Raw genomic sequence first — 19289 nt, 5'->3', positions numbered from 1 at the left:
CTCACTCCGCCGGCGTGAGCAGCCGATAGGTGCGGTGCCACAGCCATTCGACCGGGCCGCGCTCGAACCGGCGCAACCAGAGGTGGGCGAAGGCCGTGATCAGGACGACCACCAGCAGGTAGATCCCGATCGTGAACGGCACCCGCGCCGACGCCGAGACTCGCGCCGCGAGCCCGAAACCCCAGCCGTAGCAGAGTATTCCGGCGATCAGGTTCTGCAGGATGTAGCAGCTGAGCGCGGTGCGGCCGACCTCGCCGAGCCGGGCGCCCACATAACCGACCCGCGAGCGGCGCAGGTAGAACTCCGCGACCGCGGCGAGGATGCCCAGTGCCACGAACGGCGCGGTGCCGTAGCGGGTGAGCAGCACCAGGTCGCCGCCGCCGAAGACGCCGACCGTGAAGTCCAGCGGCGCCGCGACGCCGAAGCCGAGCACCAGCAGCCATCGGCGGATCCGCGCCCCGGCGGGCTGGAAGACCCCGGCGCGATACAGCCGGGCGCCGAGCAGGAACAGCGCCACCGACATCGGGAAGACGAAAATCGCCTCCACCCGGAAGGTCCCGGCATGGTCGAGCCGGAACAGCACCAGATCCCAAAAAGAGCCGTCCGCGTAGGGATTCGGCTCCAGCGGCTCGGGGGCCGACGGTTCCGTGGCGGGCGCGAAGGCCAGGGCGGCCGCGATCGCGGTCAGCATCGTCACGTGGACCGAGGCCGCGACGATGAGCCAGCGGCGTCGGGCCCGTTCGCTGGTCGCCAGGAGATACGCGACGACGAGGCCGGTGACCGCGTAGCCCATCAGCACGTCGAACTCGGCGACGAACAGGAAGTTCACCAGGCCGTCCAGGAACAGCAGCCCCGCCCGCACGGGATAGCGGCCCGGCCAGCGGCGCCCGCCCCGCCGGGCCGAGTTCTGCTGGATCGCCAGCCCGATCCCGAACATCACCGTCAGCAGCCCGAGGAACTTGCCCTGGGCCAGCTGCTGGAGCACCCGCTCGGTCCACATCCAGCCGTCCGTGGCCGTGTCGCCCAGACTGCCGATGTAGCCGATCAGCCCGGCCGGGTCGGTGAAGATCCAGATATTGGTGCCGAGGGTGCCCAGGATCGCGATGCCCCGCAGGACATCGAGCGCGAGCAACCTGGTCGGCCGGTCGGTCACCTCGGGGGTGAGCTGGTGCACGGATTCGCTCATGGCATCGAGTATCTCGGCGCGATCCGGCCGCCGGATCGCCCGCGAGGACCACTTCGGGTCCGCCGAGCGGGGGACCCGGCGGAGGTGCCTCGGTCGCGCTGTGCCAGCGCCTCTTCCACCGCGGTGACGGCCTTCGGCAGTTCGATGTGGCCGTCGGGGCGCGCGCCGAGCTGAACGCCGCCGCGAACAGCCTGTCTCGTACCGCGTGCGCATGCGCACCACCTCGACGCTGCCGATGCTGTGGCCGATAAGCACGGTGTCGGACGCGGTCACCGCCGCGAAGGTGGCGCGCGACGGTGTGGGCCGCGAGGACGAAGTCGTCGCGGAGGTGACATGGGTAACACCGGGGGTTCGCGGACCGGGGGCCGGGTGCGCGGCGAGGGTCTGCGGGCCGGCGCCGAGATCCCGGAGGAGAGCGGCTACGGCCGGTCGACGATCGAGGCATGGTCACCCGCGCGGGCGTCGCCGAGAGCGCCATCGCCCGAGGGTGGCGCTCCCGGGCCGAGCCGACGAGGGAGGCCCACGCCGAGGCCGTCGCCCGCCGGATGCCCGAACCCGACACCCGGCGCGGTCGAAGACGACCTCGTCGCGTTCGTCACCGAGCTCTGTCGCGTCACCGAATTCCCTGGTCGCGCAGCGGCTTTGCGCGGCACGACGGCCGAGGCGCAGCTCGATCCGGATGTCGCGAGGCGCGTCGGCACCGGGTCGGCACCCGCCGGGCGGTGGTCGTGGTGAGACTCGCGCACGGGATCGACCGGGGTGAGCCGGCCGCGGACATCGACCCGTATCGGGCGACCGACCAGCTGTTCGGGCTCGTCGGGTACCGGCCGCAGGTGGAACATCGTGCACCGCGCCCGGATCAGGCCGCGGGTGCCCTCGCCCGGCCGCTGACCGGCCTGCGCGCACCCGGGTGAGCTGGGGCGCCGCGGGCCGCTGGGCCGAGATGCCGGTGCGGGTCGGACGCGTCGCCTAGGCTCGACAGCATGCAGCGCATCATCGGAATCGAGGTCGAGTACGGCATCTCGACCCCCACGGAGCCGACGGCCAACCCGATCCTCACCTCCACCCAGGCCGTTCTCGCCTACGCCGCCGCCGAGGGCGTACCGCGGGCCAAGCGCACGCGCTGGGACTACGAGGTGGAATCCCCGCTGCGTGACGCGCGTGGTTTCGACCTGAGCCGGATGAGCGGCCCCGCTCCCGTGATCGACGCCGACGAGGTCGGCGCGGCCAACATGATCCTCACCAACGGCGCCCGGCTCTACGTCGACCACGCGCACCCGGAGTACTCCGCACCCGAGGTGGTCGACCCGCTCGACGCGGTGATCTGGGACAAGGCGGGCGAGCGGGTGATGGAGGCCGCCGCCCGGCACGCCTCCAGCGTCCCCGGTGCCCCGCGCCTGCAGCTGTACAAGAACAACGTCGACGGCAAGGGCGCCTCCTACGGCACCCACGAGAACTACCTGATGAACCGCGACACCCCGTTCAGCCACATCATCGCAGGGCTGACGCCGTTCTTCGTCTCCCGCCAGGTGATCTGCGGGTCCGGCCGGGTCGGCATCGGCCAGTCCGGCGACCACGCGGGCTTCCAGCTGTCCCAGCGCGCGGACTACATCGAGGTCGAGGTCGGGCTGGAGACCACGCTCAAGCGCGGCATCATCAACACCCGCGACGAGCCGCACGCCGACGCCGACAAGTACCGGCGCCTGCACGTGATCATCGGCGACGCCAACCTGGCCGAGATGTCGACCTACCTCAAGGTCGGCACCACCGCGCTGGTGCTCGACCTGATCGAGGCGGGCGAGGACCTCTCGGAGTTCCAGCTGGCCCGGCCGGTGACCGCCGTGCACCAGATCAGCCACGACCCGACGCTGCGCGCCACCGTGGCGCTGGCCGACGGCCGCGAGCTGACCGGCCTTGCGCTGCAACGGCTCTACCACGAGCGCGTCGCCAAGTTCGTGCACCGCGAGGGCAACGACGACCCCCGTGTGCTCGACATCATCGACAACTGGGCGATGGTGCTCGACCTGCTCGAGCGCGACCCGATGGAATGCGCCAACCTGCTCGACTGGCCCGCCAAGCTGCGCCTGCTCGAGGGCATGCGCAGCCGGGAGGGCCTCGGCTGGGCCGCCCCCAAGCTGCACCTGATGGACCTGCAGTACTCCGATGTGCGCCTGGACAAGGGTCTCTACAACCGGTTGGTGGCGCGCGGCTCGATGAAGCGCCTCGTCAGCGAGCAGCAGGTGCTCGACGCGATGACCAAGCCGCCGACCGACACCCGCGCGTACTTCCGCGGCGAGTGCCTACGCCGATTCGGCGCCGATATCGCCGCCGCCAGTTGGGATTCGGTGATCTTCGACCTGGGTGGTGATTCACTGGTGCGGATCCCGACCCTGGAGCCGCGGCGCGGCACGAAAGCGCACGTCGGGAAGCTGCTCGACGCCGCCCAGACGGCCGCGGAGCTGGTCGACCAGCTCACCCACTGAGGCGTTTTCCGGCACGACAGAGCGACAATCCGATCGCTAATAGACCACCTTGTCCGATCGGCTCGGTAGGGTTGTGGGACGAGCACGAACATCGCTCATGATCGCCGGCCGTGCTCATCCGAAAGGTCGCGGTCATGATGAGGAAAGAGGAGGTCGGCTGCCATGGCACAAGAGCAGACCAAGCGCGCCGGGGGTGGCGACGAGGACGAGGGTCCCGAGGGTGTAGACGCGGCGGGTCAGGAGCGCCGCGAGAAGCTCGCGGAGGAAACCGACGACCTGCTCGACGAGATCGATGACGTGCTCGAGGAGAACGCCGAGGACTTCGTGCGGGCGTATGTGCAGAAGGGCGGCCAGTGACCTCAGGTGACCCGTTGCGCCTCCACGCGGGGCAGGCTCTCTCCTCGTTCACCGAACATCTCCGCATGCACGCACCGGACCTGTTGCCCGGCAACAGGTTCGGTGCCTCGGATCTGACCGCGGCCAAGGATCTGGCGCCGCACGGCACCACCATTGTCGCGGTCACCTACCGGGGTGGCGTGCTCATCGCGGGCGACCGCAGGGCCACCATGGGCAACCTGCTGGCCAGCCGCGACACCGAGAAGGTCTATATCACCGACACCTTCTCGGCGGCCGGTATCGCGGGCACCGCGGGCATCGCGATCGAGATGATCCGGCTGTTCGCGGTGGAGCTCGAGTACTACGAGAAGATCGAAGGCGTGCCGCTGACCTTCGACGGTAAAGCCAACAAGCTGTCGAAGATGGTCCGCGACAACCTGCCCGCCGCCATGCAGGGGCTGGCTGTCGTGCCGATCCTGGTCGGGTTCGACGACCAGATCACCGACCAGGACCGTTCGGGTCGCATCGTGTCCTACGACGTGGTCGGCGGACGCAGCGAGGAGCGGTTCGGCTACACCGCTGTCGGCTCCGGTTCGATGTTCGCGAAGTCCTCGCTGAAGAAGCTCTACCAGCGTGGCATCGATCAGGACCGGGCGCTGCGGGTCGCGGTGGAATCGCTGTTCGACGCCGCCGACGACGACACCGCCACCGGTGGTCCGGACATGCTGCGCGGGATCTACCCGACAGCGGTGGTGATCGACGCCGAGGGCGCGGCCGAGGTGGCCGAGGACCGCCTGGCCGAGATCGCCCGCGGTGTGATCGCCGACCGGGAAGCCGCGGAAGAAGGGGGCGCCGTCCTATGACGCTGCCGTATTACGCCTCGGCCGAGCAGATCATGCGCGACAAGACCGAGCTCGCCCGCAAGGGCATCGGTCGTGGCCGCAGCGTGGTGGTGCTCGTGTACGACAAGGGCGTGCTGTTCGTCGCCGAGAACCCCTCGGCGACGTTGCACAAGGTCAGCGAACTCTACGACCGCATCGGCTTCGCCGCGGTCGGCAAGTACAACGAGTTCGAGGCCCTGCGCCGCGGTGGCATCCTGCAGGCCGACCTCAAGGGCTATCAGTACGACCGGCGCGATGTCACCGGCCGTGGCCTGGCCAACCTCTACGCGCAGAGCCTGGGCTCGATCTTCACCGATCAGCTCAAGCCCTACGAGGTGGAGCTGTGCGTCGCCGAGGTCGGGTATCCGGAGCAGTCGCCGACCTCGGTGCTGTACCGGATCACCTTCGACGGGTCGATCGTCGACGAACGCGAGTACGTCGTCATGGGCGGCACCACCGAGCCCATCCTGACCGCGCTCAAGGCCGCCTACAAGCCCGGTCTGTCCCTGGACGACGCGCTGAAGGTGGCCATCGGGGCGCTGCAGGCGGGTCAGCCCGAGGCCGACAAGGACAAGCGCGCCCTCGGTGAGTCCTCGCTCGAGGTGGCCACCCTCGAGCAGTCCCGGCCGCGCCGGGCGTTCCGCCGGCTGCAGGGTCCCGCCCTGCAGAAGGCGCTCGGTACGCCGAAGGCGACAGCCGTGACCGAGGCGAAGCTGCCCGAGCCCGAGGACGGCGCGGGGGAGTAGACCCCGCCGTCACGATCATGAACGGGCCCGCGGACCGCTCCGGTCCACGGGCCCGTTCTCGTCGTGCTCGCTGGGTCGTTCGCTGTCCGAATCGTTGTGAACACGTATGCGAATGGGATGTCCGGAGCGCCGCGCGGGCCCTGGTCATGGCTGTAGTGTCGATAGTGTGCAGCGACGAATCATGGGGATCGAGACCGAGTTCGGTGTGACATGCACCTTCCACGGTCACCGTCGGCTGTCCCCCGACGAGGTGGCCCGGTACCTGTTCCGCCGGGTGGTGTCCTGGGGCCGTAGCTCTAATGTCTTCCTTCGAAACGGTGCCAGGTTGTACCTCGACGTCGGATCGCATCCCGAGTACGCCACCGCAGAATGCGACAGCCTGGTGCAGTTGGTCACCCACGACCGGGCCGGTGAGCGGGTGCTGGAGGACCTGCTGATAGACGCCGAACAGCGCCTCGCCGAGGAAGGCATCGGCGGCGACATCTACCTGTTCAAGAACAACACCGACTCCGCGGGCAACTCCTACGGCTGCCACGAGAACTTTCTCGTGGTCCGCGCGGGTGAGTTCTCCCGGATCTCGGACGTGTTGCTGCCGTTCCTGGTCACCCGCCAGCTCATCTGCGGTGCGGGCAAGGTCCTGCAGACGCCCAAGGCGGCCACGTTCTGCCTGTCCCAGCGCGCCGAGCACATCTGGGAGGGCGTCTCCTCGGCGACCACCCGCTCGCGCCCGATCATCAACACCCGCGACGAGCCGCACGCCGACGCCGAGAAGTACCGGCGTCTGCACGTGATCGTGGGCGACTCCAACATGGCCGAGCCGACGACGATGCTCAAGGTGGGCACCGCGTCGCTGGTGCTGGAGATGATCGAGGCGGGCGTCTCGTTCCGCGACTTCGCCCTCGACAACCCGATCCGGGCGATCCGCGAGGTCAGCCACGATCTGACCGGCCGCCGTCCGGTGCGGCTGGCCGGTGGCAGGCAGGCCAGCGCGCTCGAGATCCAGCGCGAGTACTACGCCCGCGCCGTCGAGCACCTGCGCAACCGCGACCGCGACCCGCAGGTCGACGCGGTGGTGGATCTGTGGGGCCGCACTCTCGACGCCGTCGAGGCGCAGGACTTCGCCAAGGTCGACACCGAGATCGACTGGGTGATCAAGCGCAAGCTGTTCCAGCGCTACCAGGACCGCTACAGCATGGAGCTGTCGGATCCGAAGATCGCCCAGCTCGACCTGGCCTACCACGACATCAAGCGGGGTCGCGGCGTCTTCGATCTGCTGCAGCGCAAGGGGCTGGCCAAGCGGATCACCGAGGACGAGGCCGTCGACGCCGCGGTGGAGACCCCGCCGCAGACCACGCGCGCCAAGCTGCGCGGTGACTTCATCACCGCCGCGCAGGAAGCCGGGCGCGATTTCACGGTCGACTGGGTGCATTTGAAGTTGAACGATCAAGCGCAGCGCACCGTGTTGTGCAAGGATCCGTTCCGGTCGGTCGACGAGCGCGTCGATCGGCTGATCGCCTCGATGTAGGCGAACCCCCGAGACGGGGGGCTCGGCGACGGGACCGGTGGCGCAAGGGAGCGATTGCGTAGACGCCACCGGTCCCGTCGTCGCGTCCGGGCTCAATCGGGGCCGACGACGCTCGCGTAGGTGCCGCGCAGGCCGGCGATGAACGAGGTCAGGGCCAGTTCGAAGCTGTCGTCATCGATCTCGTCGGCGATCGCGCGCAGCAGGTGCGCCTGGTTCAGGTGCGGGTAGCGGTCCCGGTAGACCTGCACGTCGTCGGCGAATCCGCCCGCGAACGAACCGACCGTCGAGCCCATCACCAGGTAGCGGGTGGCCGCGCCGATCATGGTCGCGTAGCGCGGTGGCCAGCCCGCGCCGACCAGCCCACCGTGCACGGCGTCGGCCGCGCGCAGGTTCTCCGCCCGGCGGCCGGGGCCCGCCGCGAGGTAGGGCACGAAATTCGGGTGCGCGACCAGCGCCGAGCGGTAGCTGCGGGCCCAGGCGGCCAGGCCGTCGTCCCAGGCCATGGTGTCGAAGGCCGAGGTGTCGACGTGGCTCATGATGCCCGTCGCGATGTCGTCGAACAGGTCGTCCTTGTTCGGGTAGTGGCCGTAGAGCGAGGCGGCCTGCACGCCGAGTTCGGCGGCCAGCTTGCGCATGGAGACCTCGGCGAGGCCGTCGCGGTCGACCATGGCCAGCGCGGTGTCGCGAATGCGTTCGCGGCTCAACAGCGGTACGCGCGGCCTCGCCATGCGCCACTCCTCGTCTGCTCGGGTCCGATAGGGCTTCGAACGGTATCACCGATCGCCGATTCGGCCCTTGATTAACCGAACGGCGTTAGGATACGGTGCCCGAGTAAACCTAACACCGTTTGGTTCAGGAGTGGTCCGATGGATCTCGCACTCACGCAAGCGCACAGCGACCTGCGCGAGCTCGCCCGCACATGGGTGGACAAGGAAGTCGTGCCGCATGCCGCGCACTGGGATCGGCAGGAATCGGTCGACCCGGCCATCGTCGGCAAACTCGGCGCGCTGGGCTTTCTCGGCATCGGGATCGACGAGGAGTACGGCGGCTCCGGCGGTGACGCGCTGGCCTACTGCGTGCTGCTGGAGGAGCTCGGCCGGGGCGACAGCGCGGTCCGCGGCATCGTGTCGGTCTCGCTGGGTCTGGTCGGCAAGTCGATCGCGACCTACGGCACCGAGGAGCAGAAGCGCCGCTTCCTGCCGCCGCTGTGCGCGGGCGAGCAGCTCGGATGCTTCGCGCTGACCGAGCCGGGGACCGGGTCCGACGCGGCGAACCTGATCACCCGCGCCACCAGGGACGGGTCGGACTGGGTCATCGACGGCACCAAGATCTTCATCACCAACGGCACCTGGGCCGATGTCGCGCTGGTCTTCGCGCGCACCGGGGGACCGGGGCCCAAGGGGGTGACCGCCTTCCTCGTCCCGACCGACGCGCCCGGCTTCGGCCGGACCGAGATCAAGGGCAAGCTCGGCCTGCGCGGGCAGGCCACCGCCGAATTGGTCCTCGACGGTGTCCGGGTGCCCGACGCGCTGCGCCTGGGCGAGGAGGGTCAGGGCTTCCGCATCGCGATGGCGGCGCTGGACAAGGGCCGGATGGGGGTGGCCGCCGGCTGTGTCGGCCTGGCCCGCGCCTGCCTCGAGGCCGCGGTGCGCTACGCGGGCGAGCGCGAACAGTTCGGCAAGCCGATCGCGGGCTACCAGCTGGTCCAGGAACTGCTCGCCGACATCGCGGTGGAGACCGAGGCCGCCCGACTGCTGGCCTGGCGCGCCGCCGATCTCGTCGACCGGGGCGAGCCGTTCGGCACCGCCGCCTCGATGGCGAAGCTGTTCGCCTCCGAGGCCGCGGTCAAGGCGGCCAACAACGCGATCCAGGTCTTCGGCGGCTACGGCTACATCGACGAGTACCCGGTCGCCAAGTACCTGCGCGACGCCCGCGTACTGACCCTCTACGAGGGCACCACCCAGATCCAGAAACTGCTCATCGGCCGCGCCCTCACCGGCGTGAACGCCATCGTCTGACAGAGGAGTACGAACCATGACCCACAGAACCGCTTTCGTCACCGGGGCGGCCCGCGGCATCGGCGCGGCCACGGCCGCCCGGCTGTCGGCCGCCGGGCACGCCGTCGCCGTCGTCGACCTCGACGCCGCCGCGGCCGTGCTGACCGCGGGCAAGATCAACGCCGCGGGCGGCACCGCGATCGGGCTCGGTTGCGATGTCGCCGACGAGGATTCGGTGGCCGCGGCGGTGGCGCGCACGGTCGCCGAGCTCGGCTCGCTCGACGTGCTGGTGAACAACGCCGGCGTGCTGCGCGACAACCTGCTGTTCAAGATGTCGGTGGACGACTGGGACACCGTCATGGCCGTACACCTGCGCGGGGCGTTCCTGTGCAGCAAGGCCGCCCAGCAGCACATGGTCGAGCGCGGCGGCGGCGCGATCGTCAACACCTCGAGCGTGTCGGCGCTGGGCAATCGAGGACAGGCCAACTACGCGGCGGCCAAGGCGGGCATCCAGGGGCTGACCCGCACGCTGGCCATGGAACTCGGCCCGTTCGGCATCCGCGTCAACGCCGTCGCGCCCGGCTTCATCGCCACCGAGATGACCGCGGCCACCGCGGCCCGGATCGGCGTCAGCGCCGAGGAACTGCAGGCCAAGACCGCCGCGATCACGCCGCTGCGCCGGGTCGGGACCCCCGACGACATCGCCAACGTGGTCGCGTTCCTCGCCTCCGACGAGGCCGGATTCGTCACCGGCCAAACCCTGTACGTCGACGGCGGACGCCGTCTCTGAATCGCGGGAGACCAGTTTCAATGCAGCGCACAGTTTTCACCGATGAGCACGAGGCGTTTCGCAAGACCGCGCGCGCGTTCATCGAGTCGCAGGTCGTGCCGGTCTACGACCAGTGGTACGAGGCGGGCATCGTGCCGCGCGAGTTCTACCGCTCGCTGGCCGAGCTGGGGGTTTTCGGGATCGAGGTGCCCGAGGAGTACGGCGGCGCGGGGATCGACTCGTTCAAGTTCCAGGCGATCCTCATGGAGGAAACCGCCAGGGCCGGTGTGTCTTTCGGCGGGTCGGGCGTGCACGTGGGCCTGTGCCTGCCGTACCTGAAGAACCTCGCGACCGACGAACAGAAGCAGCGCTGGCTGCCCGGATTCGTCTCGGGCGAGATCATGTTCGCCATCGCGATGACCGAGCCCGGCACGGGGTCCGACCTGGCCGGGATGCGCACGACCGCGCAGCTGTCCGAGGACGGCACCCACTACGTGCTCAACGGGGCGAAGACCTTCATCACCGGTGGCGTGCACGCCGACCGGGTGATCGTGTGCGCGCGGACCGCCCCGCCGTCGGAGACCGATCGCCGCCACGGGATCTCGCTGTTCGTCGTCGACACCACCTCGCCCGGGTACGCGGTCGGCCGCAAGCTCGACAAGCTCGGGCTGAAGGTGTCCGACACCGCCGAACTATCCTTCACCGATGTGCGGGTCCCGGTGGCCGACCTGCTCGGCGAGGCGCACCAGGGCTTCGCCTACCTCGGCCAGAACCTGCCGCAGGAGCGCCTGTCCATCGCGGTCGGCGCCTACGCCCAAGCCAAGTCGGCGATCCGGTTCGCCCTCGAATACACCAGGGGCCGGACCGTTTTCGGTCAGCCGGTGGCGCACTTCCAGAACACCAAGTTCGAGCTGGCCGCCTGCCGGGCGGAGGTGGACGCCGCCGAAGCCGTGGTCGACCGCGCGCTCGACGCGCTCGACCGGGGCGAACTCAGCCCGGCCGACGCCGCCTCGGCGAAGCTGTTCTGCACCGAGGTCGCCTCCCGGGTGATCGACCGCTGCCTGCAGCTGCACGGCGGATACGGCTACATCACCGAATATCCCGTGGCCCGCCTGTACGCCGACAACCGGGTGAACCGGATCTACGGCGGCACCAGCGAGGTGATGAAGATGATCATCGCCAAGGACATGGGCCTGTGACCGGCCGCGCGTATCTGGTCGACGGCGTCCGCACGCCGTTCGGCCGCTACGGCGGCGCGCTGGCCGAGGTGCGCCCCGACGATCTGGCCGCCCGCGCGATCGCCGCGCTCACCCGACGGCTCCCGGCCGTCGATTGGGCCGGGGTCGACGACGTGGTGCTGGGCTGCGCGAACCAGGCGGGCGAGGACAATCGCAATGTCGCCCGGATGGCGGCGCTGCTGGCCGGACTGCCGGTGGAGGTTCCCGGCGTGACAGTCAACCGGCTGTGCGCGTCGGGACTGGACGCGATCGGCTACGCGGCCAGGGCGATCAAGGCCGGTGACGCCGATCTCGTCATCGCCGGGGGTGTCGAGTCGATGACCCGGGCGCCGTACGTGATGCCGAAAGCCGGTGCGCCGTGGGACCGTTCGGCGCAGCTGGCCGACACCACGCTGGGCTGGCGGCTGGTCAATCCGCGGATGCGGGCGGAATACGGCATCGATTCGATGCCCGAGACCGCCCAGCACGTCGCCGACGAGCACGGCATCGCCCGTGCCGATCAGGACGCCTTCGCGCTGCGGTCGCAGCAGCGGGCGGCGGCGGCGATCGCGCGGGGCAGGCTGGCCCGCGAGATCGCGCAGGTGCCGGTCCCGCAGCGGCACGGCGAACCGGTTGTCGTCGACCGGGACGAACATCCGCGGCAGACCAGCATCGAGGCACTCGGCGGGTTGCGTGCCGTGGTGCCCGGCGGCTCGATCACCGCGGGCAACTCCTCCGGTATCAATGATGGTGCCGCCGCGGTGCTGATCGCCTCCGAGGTCGCGGTGGACCGCTACGGGCTGACGCCGCTGGCCGAGATCGGTGCGGTGACGGCCGCGGGTGTGCCACCGCGCGTGATGGGTATCGGCCCGGTGCCCGCGGTCGAGAAGCTGCTCGCGCGAACGGGTCTGGGGATCGCCGACATCGATGTCGTCGAACTCAACGAGGCCTTCGCCGCCCAGGCGCTGGCGGTGCTGCGTGGACTCGGGCTGCCCGACGACGCCGAGCACGTGAACCCGAACGGCGGCGCCATCGCCCTCGGGCATCCGCTCGGTGCCAGCGGTGCTCGCCTGGCGCTCACCGCCGCGATCGAGCTGGCCGATCGCGACGCCCGGCACGCCGTCGCCACGCTGTGCGTCGGTGTCGGGCAGGGCCTGGCGGTCCATCTCCATCGCTGACCGGCCCCGGCCGATCAGCGCCGGGCCTCGACCCGACCGGGCCGAAGTCTGCGTGCCGCACCGAGCGCGCAACCGGTACGGGCCGAGGCCCCCGAACTCCGACCGATCCGGTCGTCTACCGCGCGACACCGTGGGTGCGCGCTCCCTCGCCGAAGCTGTCGACTCCAGGAATCCTCATGAATGCCACACTCTCCCTGGCGAGCATCCTCGCCGAACCGGCTCGCCGCCGCCCCGATCATCTCGCGTTGATCGAAGGCGAGCATCGCATCACCTTCGCCGATCTCTGGCGACAGGCACGCGAGCAGGCCGGCGCCCTGATCGCGCGCGGGATCCGTCCCGGTGACCGGGTGGCCCTGCTGTGCCCGAACACCGCCGACTTCCCGCGGGCGTATTTCGCGATCCTCGCCGCGGGCGCGACGGTGGTGCCGGTGCACCTGCTGCTCACCGCGCCCGAGATGGAATACGTGCTGCGCGACAGCGCGGCGGCGCTGCTGATCTGTCATCCGATGGTGGCCGAGACCGGCGCCGCGGCGGCCGCCGGCGCCGGCATCGACGTCGTCGCCCCCGCGGAGCTCGTCGGCGAGGCGATTGCGGCGTTCGTCTCGCGCGGTCCGCTCGACACCGCCGTCGTCTTCTACACCAGCGGGACCACCGGCACGCCCAAGGGCGCCGAGCTCAATCACCTCAACATGGTGATGTGCGCGACGGTGAACACCTTCGACGCCAACGAGGTCCACCGCGACGACATCGCGCTCGGCGCGCTGCCGCTGTTCCATGTCTTCGGACAGACCGTGTCGATGAACTCGCACTGGCGCGTCGGCGGGACGCTGGTGCTGCTGCCGAGATTCGACGCGGCCCAGGCGATCGCGCTGATGGCGGCGGAGAAGGTCAACCTCTTCCACGGGGTGCCCACGATGTACATCGCGCTCATCGAGGCGGCGGCGCGGGCGCCGGAACTGCCCGCACTGAAACTGTGCGTCAGCGGCGGTGCGGCGCTGCCGGTCGCGATCCTGGAGGACTTCGAACGGATCTTCCGCGCGCCCGTGCTCGAGGGCTACGGACTGTCGGAGACCTCGCCGACCGCCGCGGTCAACCAGCCGATCTACGGCGCGGAGGCGGGCACCGTCGGGCATCCGGTCTGGGGCGTCGACGTGGAGATCGCCGACCCCGCGATCAGTGACCGGATCGCGCTGCTGCCGGTCGGCGAGACCGGTGAGGTGGTGGTGCGCGGGCACAACGTGTTCAACGGCTACACCGGCAGACCCGAGGCCACCGCGGCCGCCGTCGTCGACGGCTGGTTCCGCACCGGCGATCTGGGCACCCGCGACGAGACCGGCCGGATCCGGATCGTCGACCGGATCAAGGAGATGATCCTGCGCGGCGGATTCAACGTGTATCCGACGGAGGTCGAGGCCGCGCTGGTACGGCATCCGCGGATCGCGCAGGTCGCGGTGATCGGGGTGCCCGACGAGCACTACGGTGAGGAGATCGTGGCCGTCGTGGTGGCCGACGGCGAGCTGACCGCCGAGGACGTGATCGAGTTCGGCAAGCAACAGGTGGCCCGATACAAGTACCCGCGCCGGGTGGAGTTCGTCACCGAGCTGCCGCTCGGGCCCACCCACAAGGTGCTCAAGCGCGAACTGCGCCGACGCTTCGGAGGAGCGGCATGACCACGGATTTCGCCGATTTCGACGCCCTGCGCGCGGCCGCGGGCACCGAACTCGGCCCCAGCGACTGGATCACGATCGACCAGGACCGGATCGACCGGTTCGCCGAGGCGACCGGAGACCACCAGTGGATCCACGTCGATCCGGTGCGGGCCGCCGCGGGCCCGTACGGCACGACCATCGCGCACGGTTTCCTCACCCTGTCGCTGATCGTGCCGATCACCCAGCAGGTGATGACGGTCAGCGCCGCGAGCGCGGCGATCAACTACGGCCTCGACCGGGTCCGATTCCTCACCCCGGTCCCCGTGGGCAGCCGCATCCGCGGCCGCGTGGCGCTCACCGAGGTCACCGAGGTGCCCGGCGGCGTGCAGGCGCACCGGCGCGTCACCGTGGAACTGGAGGGCGCCGAGCGGCCCGCCTGCGTGGCCGACGCCATCGCCCGCTATCTGAGCTGAATCGTCCGGGGCGGCGGTCTAGTAGCCGTCGCCCTCGGCCAGATAGCGCTCGATCGTCTCGACCTTCGTGGTCAGCGCGTCGGTGACGCCGGGCCGCAGATCGGCCTTGAGCACCAGGCTGCATCGCGGCGCGACGGCGAGGATCGCGTCACAGGCCGACTTCACCACCGCCATCACCTCGTCCCAGTCGCCCTCGATGGTGGTGAACATGGCGTCGGTCCGGTGCGGCAGCCCCGAGGCGCGCACCACGCGGACGGCCGCCGCCACGGCCGCGCCGACCGACCCGTCGGCGTGGGCGGCGCCACTGGGCGCCACGGAGAACGCAACAAGCATGATGGTCCTTTCGCTGCGGGTATCCGGACCATTCTCCCCGCCCGGAGGGTCGGCAACCGTGCGCCGACGCGCCGCGACGGTCAGCCGACCATTACCCTCTATCGGGTGGCGATATCCAAGGTCGAGCGGCTGATGAATCTGGTCATCGCGCTGCTGTCGACCCGGCAGTTCCTGAGCGCCGAGCGCATTCGCGCCAGCGTGGCCGGTTACGAGGACTCCGCGACCGACGAGGCGTTCAGCCGGATGTTCGAGCGCGACAAGAACGAACTGCGCGATCTGGGCATTCCGCTGGAAGTGGGCCCCGTGGGGCGGTTCTCGACACTCGAGGGCTACCGGATCAACCGCGACGCCTACGAACTGCCCGACATCGACCTGTCCAGCGAGGAGGCCGCCGCGGTGGCCGTCGCCGTGCAGATGTGGGCCTCGCCCGAGCTGGCGAGCGCCGCCGAGGGCGCGCTGTTGAAGCTGCGCGCGGCCGGCGTCACCGTCGAGACGGACAACGTCGGGGTGTCGGTACCCGCGGTGCCCGCCCGCACTCGCGGCTCGGAACCGGTGCTGCGCGAGTTGCTCGCGGCGATCGACGCCGGGCAGGCGGTGCGGTTCGGACACCACAGCGCCATCACCGATCCGTTCGTCACCCGCGATGTGGAGCCCTGGGGTGTGGTGACCCGGCACGGTCGCTGGTATCTGGTCGGGCACGACCGCGAGCGAGACGCCGTGCGCACCTTCCGGTTGTCGCGCATCGGTGGCGAGGTCACGCCGTACGGACCGCTCAACGCGGTCCGCAAGCCCGCCGACGCCGACCTGCGCGCCATCGTCGACCGGGTCACCGGCGACGCGCCGGTCACCGGCTCGGCCACCGTCTGGGTCGCCAAGGGCCGCGGTCGCGAGCTGCGCCGCATCGGTACCGAACTCGGTGACCGTGAGCTCGGCGGCCGCGACGGTTCGGTCGTCGAAGTGCCGGTCCGCTCCCGCGACTGGGTGGCCCGGCTGATCACCGGTCTCGGTCCCGATGTCCTCGTGCTGGATCCGCCGGAACTGCGCGCCGACGTGATGAACCGGCTACGGTCGGTACTCGACCACACGGAGGTGGCGTCGTGAGTTCGCGCCTGTCCCTACGCCTTTCGCGCCTGCTGAACATGGTGCCGTACCTGCTCGCGCACCCCGGCATCAGCGCCGCCGAGGCCGCCGCCGAGCTCGGGGTGAGCACCAAACAGCTGATGAGCGACCTCAATCAGCTGTGGATGTGCGGGCTGCCCGGGTACGGGCCCGGCGACCTGATCGACCTGTCGTTCTCCGAGGAGAGCATCGAGGTCACCTTCTCCGCGGGCATCGACCGGCCGCTGCGGCTGACCTCCACCGAGGCGACCGCGCTACTGGTCGCGCTGCGCTCGATCGTGGAGATGCCGGGCATGGTCGACCCGACCGCCGCGCACGCCGCGATCGCCAAGATCGAATCGGCCATCGCCAGCACCGACGCCGTCGTCACCGGCACCCCGGCCGCCGTGCCCGTCGAGCAGCCGGTCGTCGCCACCGTGCGCGCCGCGCTCGCCGACGCCCGCGCCCTGCGCCTGGTGTACTACTCGGCCAGCCGCGACGAGGTCTCCGAACGAATCGTCGACCCGATCCGCGTGGTGCTCGTCGACAACAACAGCTACCTGCAGGCGTGGTGCAGGCAGGCCGAGGGCGTGCGCCTGTTCCGGTTCGACCGGATCGAGGACGCCACCGAACTCGACGAACCGGCCCGTCCGCCCAGTCACGCCGCCGCCGACGCGGCCGCCCTCGACCTGTTCCAGGACGACCCCGACGTGCCGCTGGCCCGGCTGCGCATCCGCGCCGACTACGCCTGGGTGCTCGACCAGTACCCGATGCACCGCATCGAGTCGCGCCCCGACGGCAGCATCGAGGCGGGCATGCGCTTCGCCTCCGCCGACTGGATGGCCCGCCTGCTGCTCGGCTTCGGCACCGGCGTCAGCGTGCTCGGCCCGCCGGACCTGGTGGCGGCGGTGCGTGACCGCGCCGACGCCGCCCTGGCCGCCTACGCGGCCGCCGGACTGCCCGGGGAGACCGAAACCGCGTGAACCAGCGAGTACTGGTCCTCGGCGCGGGCAGCATCGGGGTCTTCATCGGCGGACATCTGGCCGCGGCCGGGCTGGACGTGATCTTCGTCGGCCGCCAGCGCGTGCTCGACGACATCGCCGAGCACGGACTGCACCTGACCGACCTCGACGGCGGGTCGATCGACGTGTCGCCGGATCGCTTCGGGCTGGCCTTGGAACCGGATGAGCCGGAACTGGCCGACCTCGTCCTGGTCACCGTGAAATCCGCCGCCACCGCCTCGGTCGTCCGGACCGTCGCGGGCAGGCTGCGCCCCGGCACGCCGGTGGTGAGCCTGCAGAACGGCATCGGCAACGACACCCTGATCCGGGACATCCTGCCCACCAGCGTCGTGCTGCCCGGCATGGTCCCGTTCAATGTGGTGCACCGCGGCAACGGGCGCTTCCACCGGGGCAGCGACGGCGTCGTCGCGATCCAGGACGACCCGGTGGTCGACCGGTTCGCCGAGCAGTTCCGGGCCGCGGGCCTGCCGCTGCGCCGCTATCGCGACCTGCGTCCGGTGCAGTGGGCCAAGCTGCTGCTGAACCTCAACAACCCGATCAACGCGCTGTCCGGGCGGCCGCTGCGCGAGGAACTCGCCGAGCGCGACTACCGGCGCTGTCTCGCGCTCGCCCAGGCCGAAGCCCTCGCGGTGATGAACACTGCGCGAATTCGTCCCGCCCAGCTGACGGCGATCCCGCCGGAACTCATGGTGCATCTGCTGCGTGTCCCCGACGTCGTCTTCCGCCGGGTCTTCGGCCGGGTCCTGGCCATCGATCCGCTGGCTCGCTCCTCGATGGCCGACGACCTCGCCCTGGGCAGGCGGACGGAAATCGCGTGGTTGTGCGGCGAAATCGTGCGCCTCGGTGAGATGGTCGGGCGGCCGACACCGGTCAATCGCAGGCTCACCGAGCTGATCCGCCGAGCCGAATCGGGGGACACCCGCCGGTTCACCGGCAGCCGGTTGTTCGCCGAGCTGACCGGGGCGGCGTCCGCCGTCCAGGGTTGAACGCGTGGCGAACACCGCTGCGGGTGACCGGTCACCACGGTCCGAGTGCAGGTAGCATCGGTAATCACCACAGTCTTTGGAGGTATCTGATAATGGGCACGTTCAGCTGGACGCACCTGCTGATCATCGCGTTGCTGTTCGTCCTGCTCTTCGGCGCGAAGCGGCTGCCGGACGCGGCGCGCGGTCTCGGCCGGTCGCTGCGGATCTTCAAGAGCGAGGTCGGGCAGATGCAGTCGGAGTCGGCCACCCCGGCCACCCCGCCGACCGCCACCCCGGCGCCGCAGCAGCAGCTGCCCGCCTCGGCCCCGCAGGCGCAGACTCCGATCGTCGAACCGCAGCAGGGCCAGAAGTCGGCCTGACCTCGGTGTTCACCCCCGGAGCGAGACAACCGCTCCGGGGCTGAGTGCTGTTGTCGAGCATCCGCCGGACCGAGGGTTAGAGGCCACCACCCACCATGCGCATTCCATTCGATCCACGGCGCAGCAAGCGCAGGACGAATCCCGACGGCACCATGTCGTTGGTCGAGCACCTGCAGGAACTGCGCACCCGGCTGTTGCTGGCGCTGGCCGCGATCGCGGTCACCACGCTCGTCGGCTTCTTCTGGTACGCGCACCCGTTCTTCGGCATCGAGAGCCTGGGCGAGATCCTGCGCGGACCGTACTGTGCGCTGCCCGAGTCGGCCAGGGCGAGTCTGAGCCCCGACGGCGCCTGCCGCCTGCTGGCGACCGCCCCCTTCGAACAGTTCATGCTGCGCTTGAAGGTCGGCTTCACCGCCGGTGTCGTGATGGCGGCGCCGTTCTGGCTGTACCAACTGTGGGCCTTCATCACCCCCGGCCTCTACGCCAAGGAACGCCGCTACGCGGTCGGGTTCGTGGTGTCGGGCACCGTGCTGTTCGTGACCGGCGCCGTGCTGGCCTACGTCGTCGTCTCGCACGCGTTGTCGTTCCTGTTGACCATCGGTGACAACGTCCAGATCACCGCGCTCAGTGGTACCCAGTACTTCGGCTTCATCATCCAGCTGCTGATCATCTTCGGCGTCAGCTTCGAGACGCCGCTGGTCATCATCGGGCTGAACCTGGTCGGCGTGCTGCCGTACGTGAAGCTCAAGGCGTGGCGGCGCGGCATCATCTTCGGCCTGTTCGTCTTCGCGGCGATCGTGACCCCGCAGGACCCGTTCTCGATGCTGGCGCTGGCGATCGCGCTGACGGTGCTGTTCGAATTGGCGGTGCAGTTCGCCCGGTTCAACGACGCCCGCCGGGCCCGTCGCGCGGTGAACGAGGGCTGGGGCGCGCTGTCGGACGAGGAAGCCTCCCCGCTGGACACGCCGGATCCGGTGCGGCCCGCGGACCCGGTCGCCGACCCGGAGAAAACCACACGCCCGGTGTCGGACTACTCCGATACGCTCTGACG

Annotated in this window: 20 protein-coding genes; 17 read left to right on the top strand and 3 right to left on the bottom strand. The window is 70.1% G+C overall.

The features are described from left to right. Position 1: 1 nt before the first annotated feature. The gene (locus tag Q7X29_RS21250; RefSeq protein WP_316575165.1) at positions 2-1186 is read right to left on the bottom strand and encodes a DUF418 domain-containing protein; all 1185 of its coding nucleotides are present in this window, start codon (positions 1184-1186) and stop codon (positions 2-4) included. A gap of 731 nt (positions 1187-1917) precedes the next feature. On the opposite strand from Q7X29_RS21250, the gene Q7X29_RS21245 reads away from it, so the two are divergent. The 6 genes from Q7X29_RS21245 (at position 1918) to pafA (ending at position 7157) form a co-directional block, all read left to right on the top strand. After that, positions 1918-2100, top strand: a complete 183-nt coding sequence (locus Q7X29_RS21245) for a hypothetical protein (RefSeq protein ID WP_316575164.1) — start codon at positions 1918-1920, stop codon at positions 2098-2100. 69 nt (positions 2101-2169) lie between these two features. Next, positions 2170-3669 (top strand): depupylase/deamidase Dop, encoded by a 1500-nt coding sequence (gene dop, locus Q7X29_RS21240; RefSeq protein WP_218718318.1) that lies wholly within the window; start codon positions 2170-2172, stop codon positions 3667-3669. Between the two features lie 162 nt (positions 3670-3831). Beyond that, complete coding sequence (locus Q7X29_RS21235; protein WP_019047503.1) at positions 3832-4026, top strand: ubiquitin-like protein Pup; 195 nt, start codon at positions 3832-3834, stop codon at positions 4024-4026. Positions 4027-4091: 65 nt separating this feature from the next. Beyond that, positions 4092-4868 carry a proteasome subunit beta gene (gene prcB, locus Q7X29_RS21230; protein ID WP_255587681.1) on the top strand — a complete coding sequence of 259 codons (777 nt, stop codon included), beginning with the start codon at positions 4092-4094 and terminating at the stop codon, positions 4866-4868. Next, positions 4865-5632 (top strand): proteasome subunit alpha, encoded by a 768-nt coding sequence (gene prcA, locus Q7X29_RS21225; protein ID WP_218718316.1) that lies wholly within the window; start codon positions 4865-4867, stop codon positions 5630-5632. The genes prcB and prcA overlap by 4 nt, the downstream gene beginning before the upstream one ends. A 166-nt stretch (positions 5633-5798) precedes the next feature. After that, on the top strand, positions 5799-7157 hold the full coding sequence (gene pafA / locus Q7X29_RS21220) for a Pup--protein ligase (RefSeq protein ID WP_186817494.1): 1359 nt from the start codon (positions 5799-5801) through the stop codon (positions 7155-7157). A 92-nt stretch (positions 7158-7249) separates the two neighbouring features. Here pafA and Q7X29_RS21215 read toward each other — a convergent pair whose 3' ends face one another. Then, positions 7250-7885 (bottom strand): TetR/AcrR family transcriptional regulator, encoded by a 636-nt coding sequence (locus tag Q7X29_RS21215; RefSeq protein ID WP_218718315.1) that lies wholly within the window; start codon positions 7883-7885, stop codon positions 7250-7252. 138 nt (positions 7886-8023) lie between these two features. Here Q7X29_RS21215 and Q7X29_RS21210 point away from each other — a divergent pair, with 138 nt between their 5' ends. The 6 genes from Q7X29_RS21210 (at position 8024) to Q7X29_RS21185 (ending at position 14440) form a co-directional block, all read left to right on the top strand. Continuing rightward, positions 8024-9175, top strand: a complete 1152-nt coding sequence (locus Q7X29_RS21210; RefSeq protein WP_218718314.1) for an acyl-CoA dehydrogenase family protein — start codon at positions 8024-8026, stop codon at positions 9173-9175. A 16-nt stretch (positions 9176-9191) separates the two neighbouring features. After that, the gene (gene fabG, locus Q7X29_RS21205; protein ID WP_316575163.1) at positions 9192-9944 is read left to right on the top strand and encodes a 3-oxoacyl-ACP reductase FabG; all 753 of its coding nucleotides are present in this window, start codon (positions 9192-9194) and stop codon (positions 9942-9944) included. Between the two features lie 20 nt (positions 9945-9964). Beyond that, complete coding sequence (locus tag Q7X29_RS21200; RefSeq protein WP_218718312.1) at positions 9965-11122, top strand: acyl-CoA dehydrogenase family protein; 1158 nt, start codon at positions 9965-9967, stop codon at positions 11120-11122. Next, positions 11119-12318 carry a 3-oxoadipyl-CoA thiolase gene (pcaF, locus tag Q7X29_RS21195; RefSeq protein WP_316575162.1) on the top strand — a complete coding sequence of 400 codons (1200 nt, stop codon included), beginning with the start codon at positions 11119-11121 and terminating at the stop codon, positions 12316-12318. The genes Q7X29_RS21200 and pcaF overlap by 4 nt, the downstream gene beginning before the upstream one ends. Before the next feature lie 176 nt (positions 12319-12494). After that, positions 12495-13988, top strand: a complete 1494-nt coding sequence (locus tag Q7X29_RS21190; RefSeq protein ID WP_218718310.1) for a long-chain-fatty-acid--CoA ligase — start codon at positions 12495-12497, stop codon at positions 13986-13988. Next, entirely contained in the window at positions 13985-14440 is a 456-nt protein-coding gene (locus tag Q7X29_RS21185; RefSeq protein WP_218718309.1) for a MaoC family dehydratase, read from the top strand. Before Q7X29_RS21190 ends, Q7X29_RS21185 begins: the two co-directional genes overlap by 4 nt. Positions 14441-14458: 18 nt before the next feature. Here the strand turns inward: Q7X29_RS21185 and Q7X29_RS21180 are convergent, their stop codons facing one another. Next, on the bottom strand, positions 14459-14773 hold the full coding sequence (locus tag Q7X29_RS21180; protein ID WP_218718308.1) for a thiamine-binding protein: 315 nt from the start codon (positions 14771-14773) through the stop codon (positions 14459-14461). 105 nt (positions 14774-14878) lie between these two features. On the opposite strand from Q7X29_RS21180, the gene Q7X29_RS21175 reads away from it, so the two are divergent. The 5 genes from Q7X29_RS21175 to tatC all read left to right on the top strand — a co-directional run bounded on the left by Q7X29_RS21175 (position 14879) and on the right by tatC (position 19287). Next, the gene (locus Q7X29_RS21175) at positions 14879-15874 is read left to right on the top strand and encodes a helix-turn-helix transcriptional regulator (protein WP_218718307.1); all 996 of its coding nucleotides are present in this window, start codon (positions 14879-14881) and stop codon (positions 15872-15874) included. Next, positions 15871-16854 carry a helix-turn-helix transcriptional regulator gene (locus Q7X29_RS21170; RefSeq protein ID WP_218718306.1) on the top strand — a complete coding sequence of 328 codons (984 nt, stop codon included), beginning with the start codon at positions 15871-15873 and terminating at the stop codon, positions 16852-16854. Before Q7X29_RS21175 ends, Q7X29_RS21170 begins: the two co-directional genes overlap by 4 nt. Then, positions 16851-17879, top strand: coding sequence for a 2-dehydropantoate 2-reductase (locus Q7X29_RS21165; protein WP_218718305.1), 1029 nt, complete (start codon positions 16851-16853; stop codon positions 17877-17879). The genes Q7X29_RS21170 and Q7X29_RS21165 overlap by 4 nt, the downstream gene beginning before the upstream one ends. Before the next feature lie 92 nt (positions 17880-17971). Then, positions 17972-18238: a Sec-independent protein translocase subunit TatA gene (gene tatA / locus Q7X29_RS21160; RefSeq protein ID WP_218718304.1), complete on the top strand. Its 267-nt coding sequence runs from the start codon at positions 17972-17974 to the stop codon at positions 18236-18238. 95 nt (positions 18239-18333) lie between these two features. Next, the gene (gene tatC / locus Q7X29_RS21155; RefSeq protein ID WP_316575161.1) at positions 18334-19287 is read left to right on the top strand and encodes a twin-arginine translocase subunit TatC; all 954 of its coding nucleotides are present in this window, start codon (positions 18334-18336) and stop codon (positions 19285-19287) included. The last annotated feature ends 2 nt before the right edge of the window (positions 19288-19289 follow it).

Source organism: Nocardia canadensis (assembly GCF_032656385.1).
GTDB classification, from domain to species: domain Bacteria; phylum Actinomycetota; class Actinomycetes; order Mycobacteriales; family Mycobacteriaceae; genus Nocardia; species Nocardia canadensis.
Note: the sequence above shows the minus strand (reverse complement) of the source record. Positions and strands in the feature narration are given on the sequence as shown.

Excerpts from the sequence above, each read along its gene's own strand:
- tatC (WP_316575161.1), top strand. The coding sequence starts at position 18,334 with ATGCGCATTCCATTCGATCCACGGCGCAGCAAGCGCAGGACGAATCCC.
- tatA (WP_218718304.1), top strand. The coding sequence starts at position 17,972 with ATGGGCACGTTCAGCTGGACGCACCTGCTGATCATCGCGTTGCTGTTC.
- prcB (WP_255587681.1), top strand. The coding sequence starts at position 4,092 with ATGCACGCACCGGACCTGTTGCCCGGCAACAGGTTCGGTGCCTCGGAT.
- prcA (WP_218718316.1), top strand. The coding sequence starts at position 4,865 with ATGACGCTGCCGTATTACGCCTCGGCCGAGCAGATCATGCGCGACAAG.
- Q7X29_RS21200 (WP_218718312.1), top strand. The coding sequence starts at position 9,965 with ATGCAGCGCACAGTTTTCACCGATGAGCACGAGGCGTTTCGCAAGACC.
- Q7X29_RS21250 (WP_316575165.1), bottom strand. The coding sequence starts at position 1,186 with ATGAGCGAATCCGTGCACCAGCTCACCCCCGAGGTGACCGACCGGCCG.
- fabG (WP_316575163.1), top strand. The coding sequence starts at position 9,192 with ATGACCCACAGAACCGCTTTCGTCACCGGGGCGGCCCGCGGCATCGGC.
- Q7X29_RS21215 (WP_218718315.1), bottom strand. The coding sequence starts at position 7,885 with ATGGCGAGGCCGCGCGTACCGCTGTTGAGCCGCGAACGCATTCGCGAC.
- Q7X29_RS21235 (WP_019047503.1), top strand. The coding sequence starts at position 3,832 with ATGGCACAAGAGCAGACCAAGCGCGCCGGGGGTGGCGACGAGGACGAG.
- dop (WP_218718318.1), top strand. The coding sequence starts at position 2,170 with ATGCAGCGCATCATCGGAATCGAGGTCGAGTACGGCATCTCGACCCCC.
- Q7X29_RS21180 (WP_218718308.1), bottom strand. The coding sequence starts at position 14,773 with ATGCTTGTTGCGTTCTCCGTGGCGCCCAGTGGCGCCGCCCACGCCGAC.
- Q7X29_RS21185 (WP_218718309.1), top strand. The coding sequence starts at position 13,985 with ATGACCACGGATTTCGCCGATTTCGACGCCCTGCGCGCGGCCGCGGGC.
- Q7X29_RS21190 (WP_218718310.1), top strand. The coding sequence starts at position 12,495 with ATGAATGCCACACTCTCCCTGGCGAGCATCCTCGCCGAACCGGCTCGC.
- Q7X29_RS21210 (WP_218718314.1), top strand. The coding sequence starts at position 8,024 with ATGGATCTCGCACTCACGCAAGCGCACAGCGACCTGCGCGAGCTCGCC.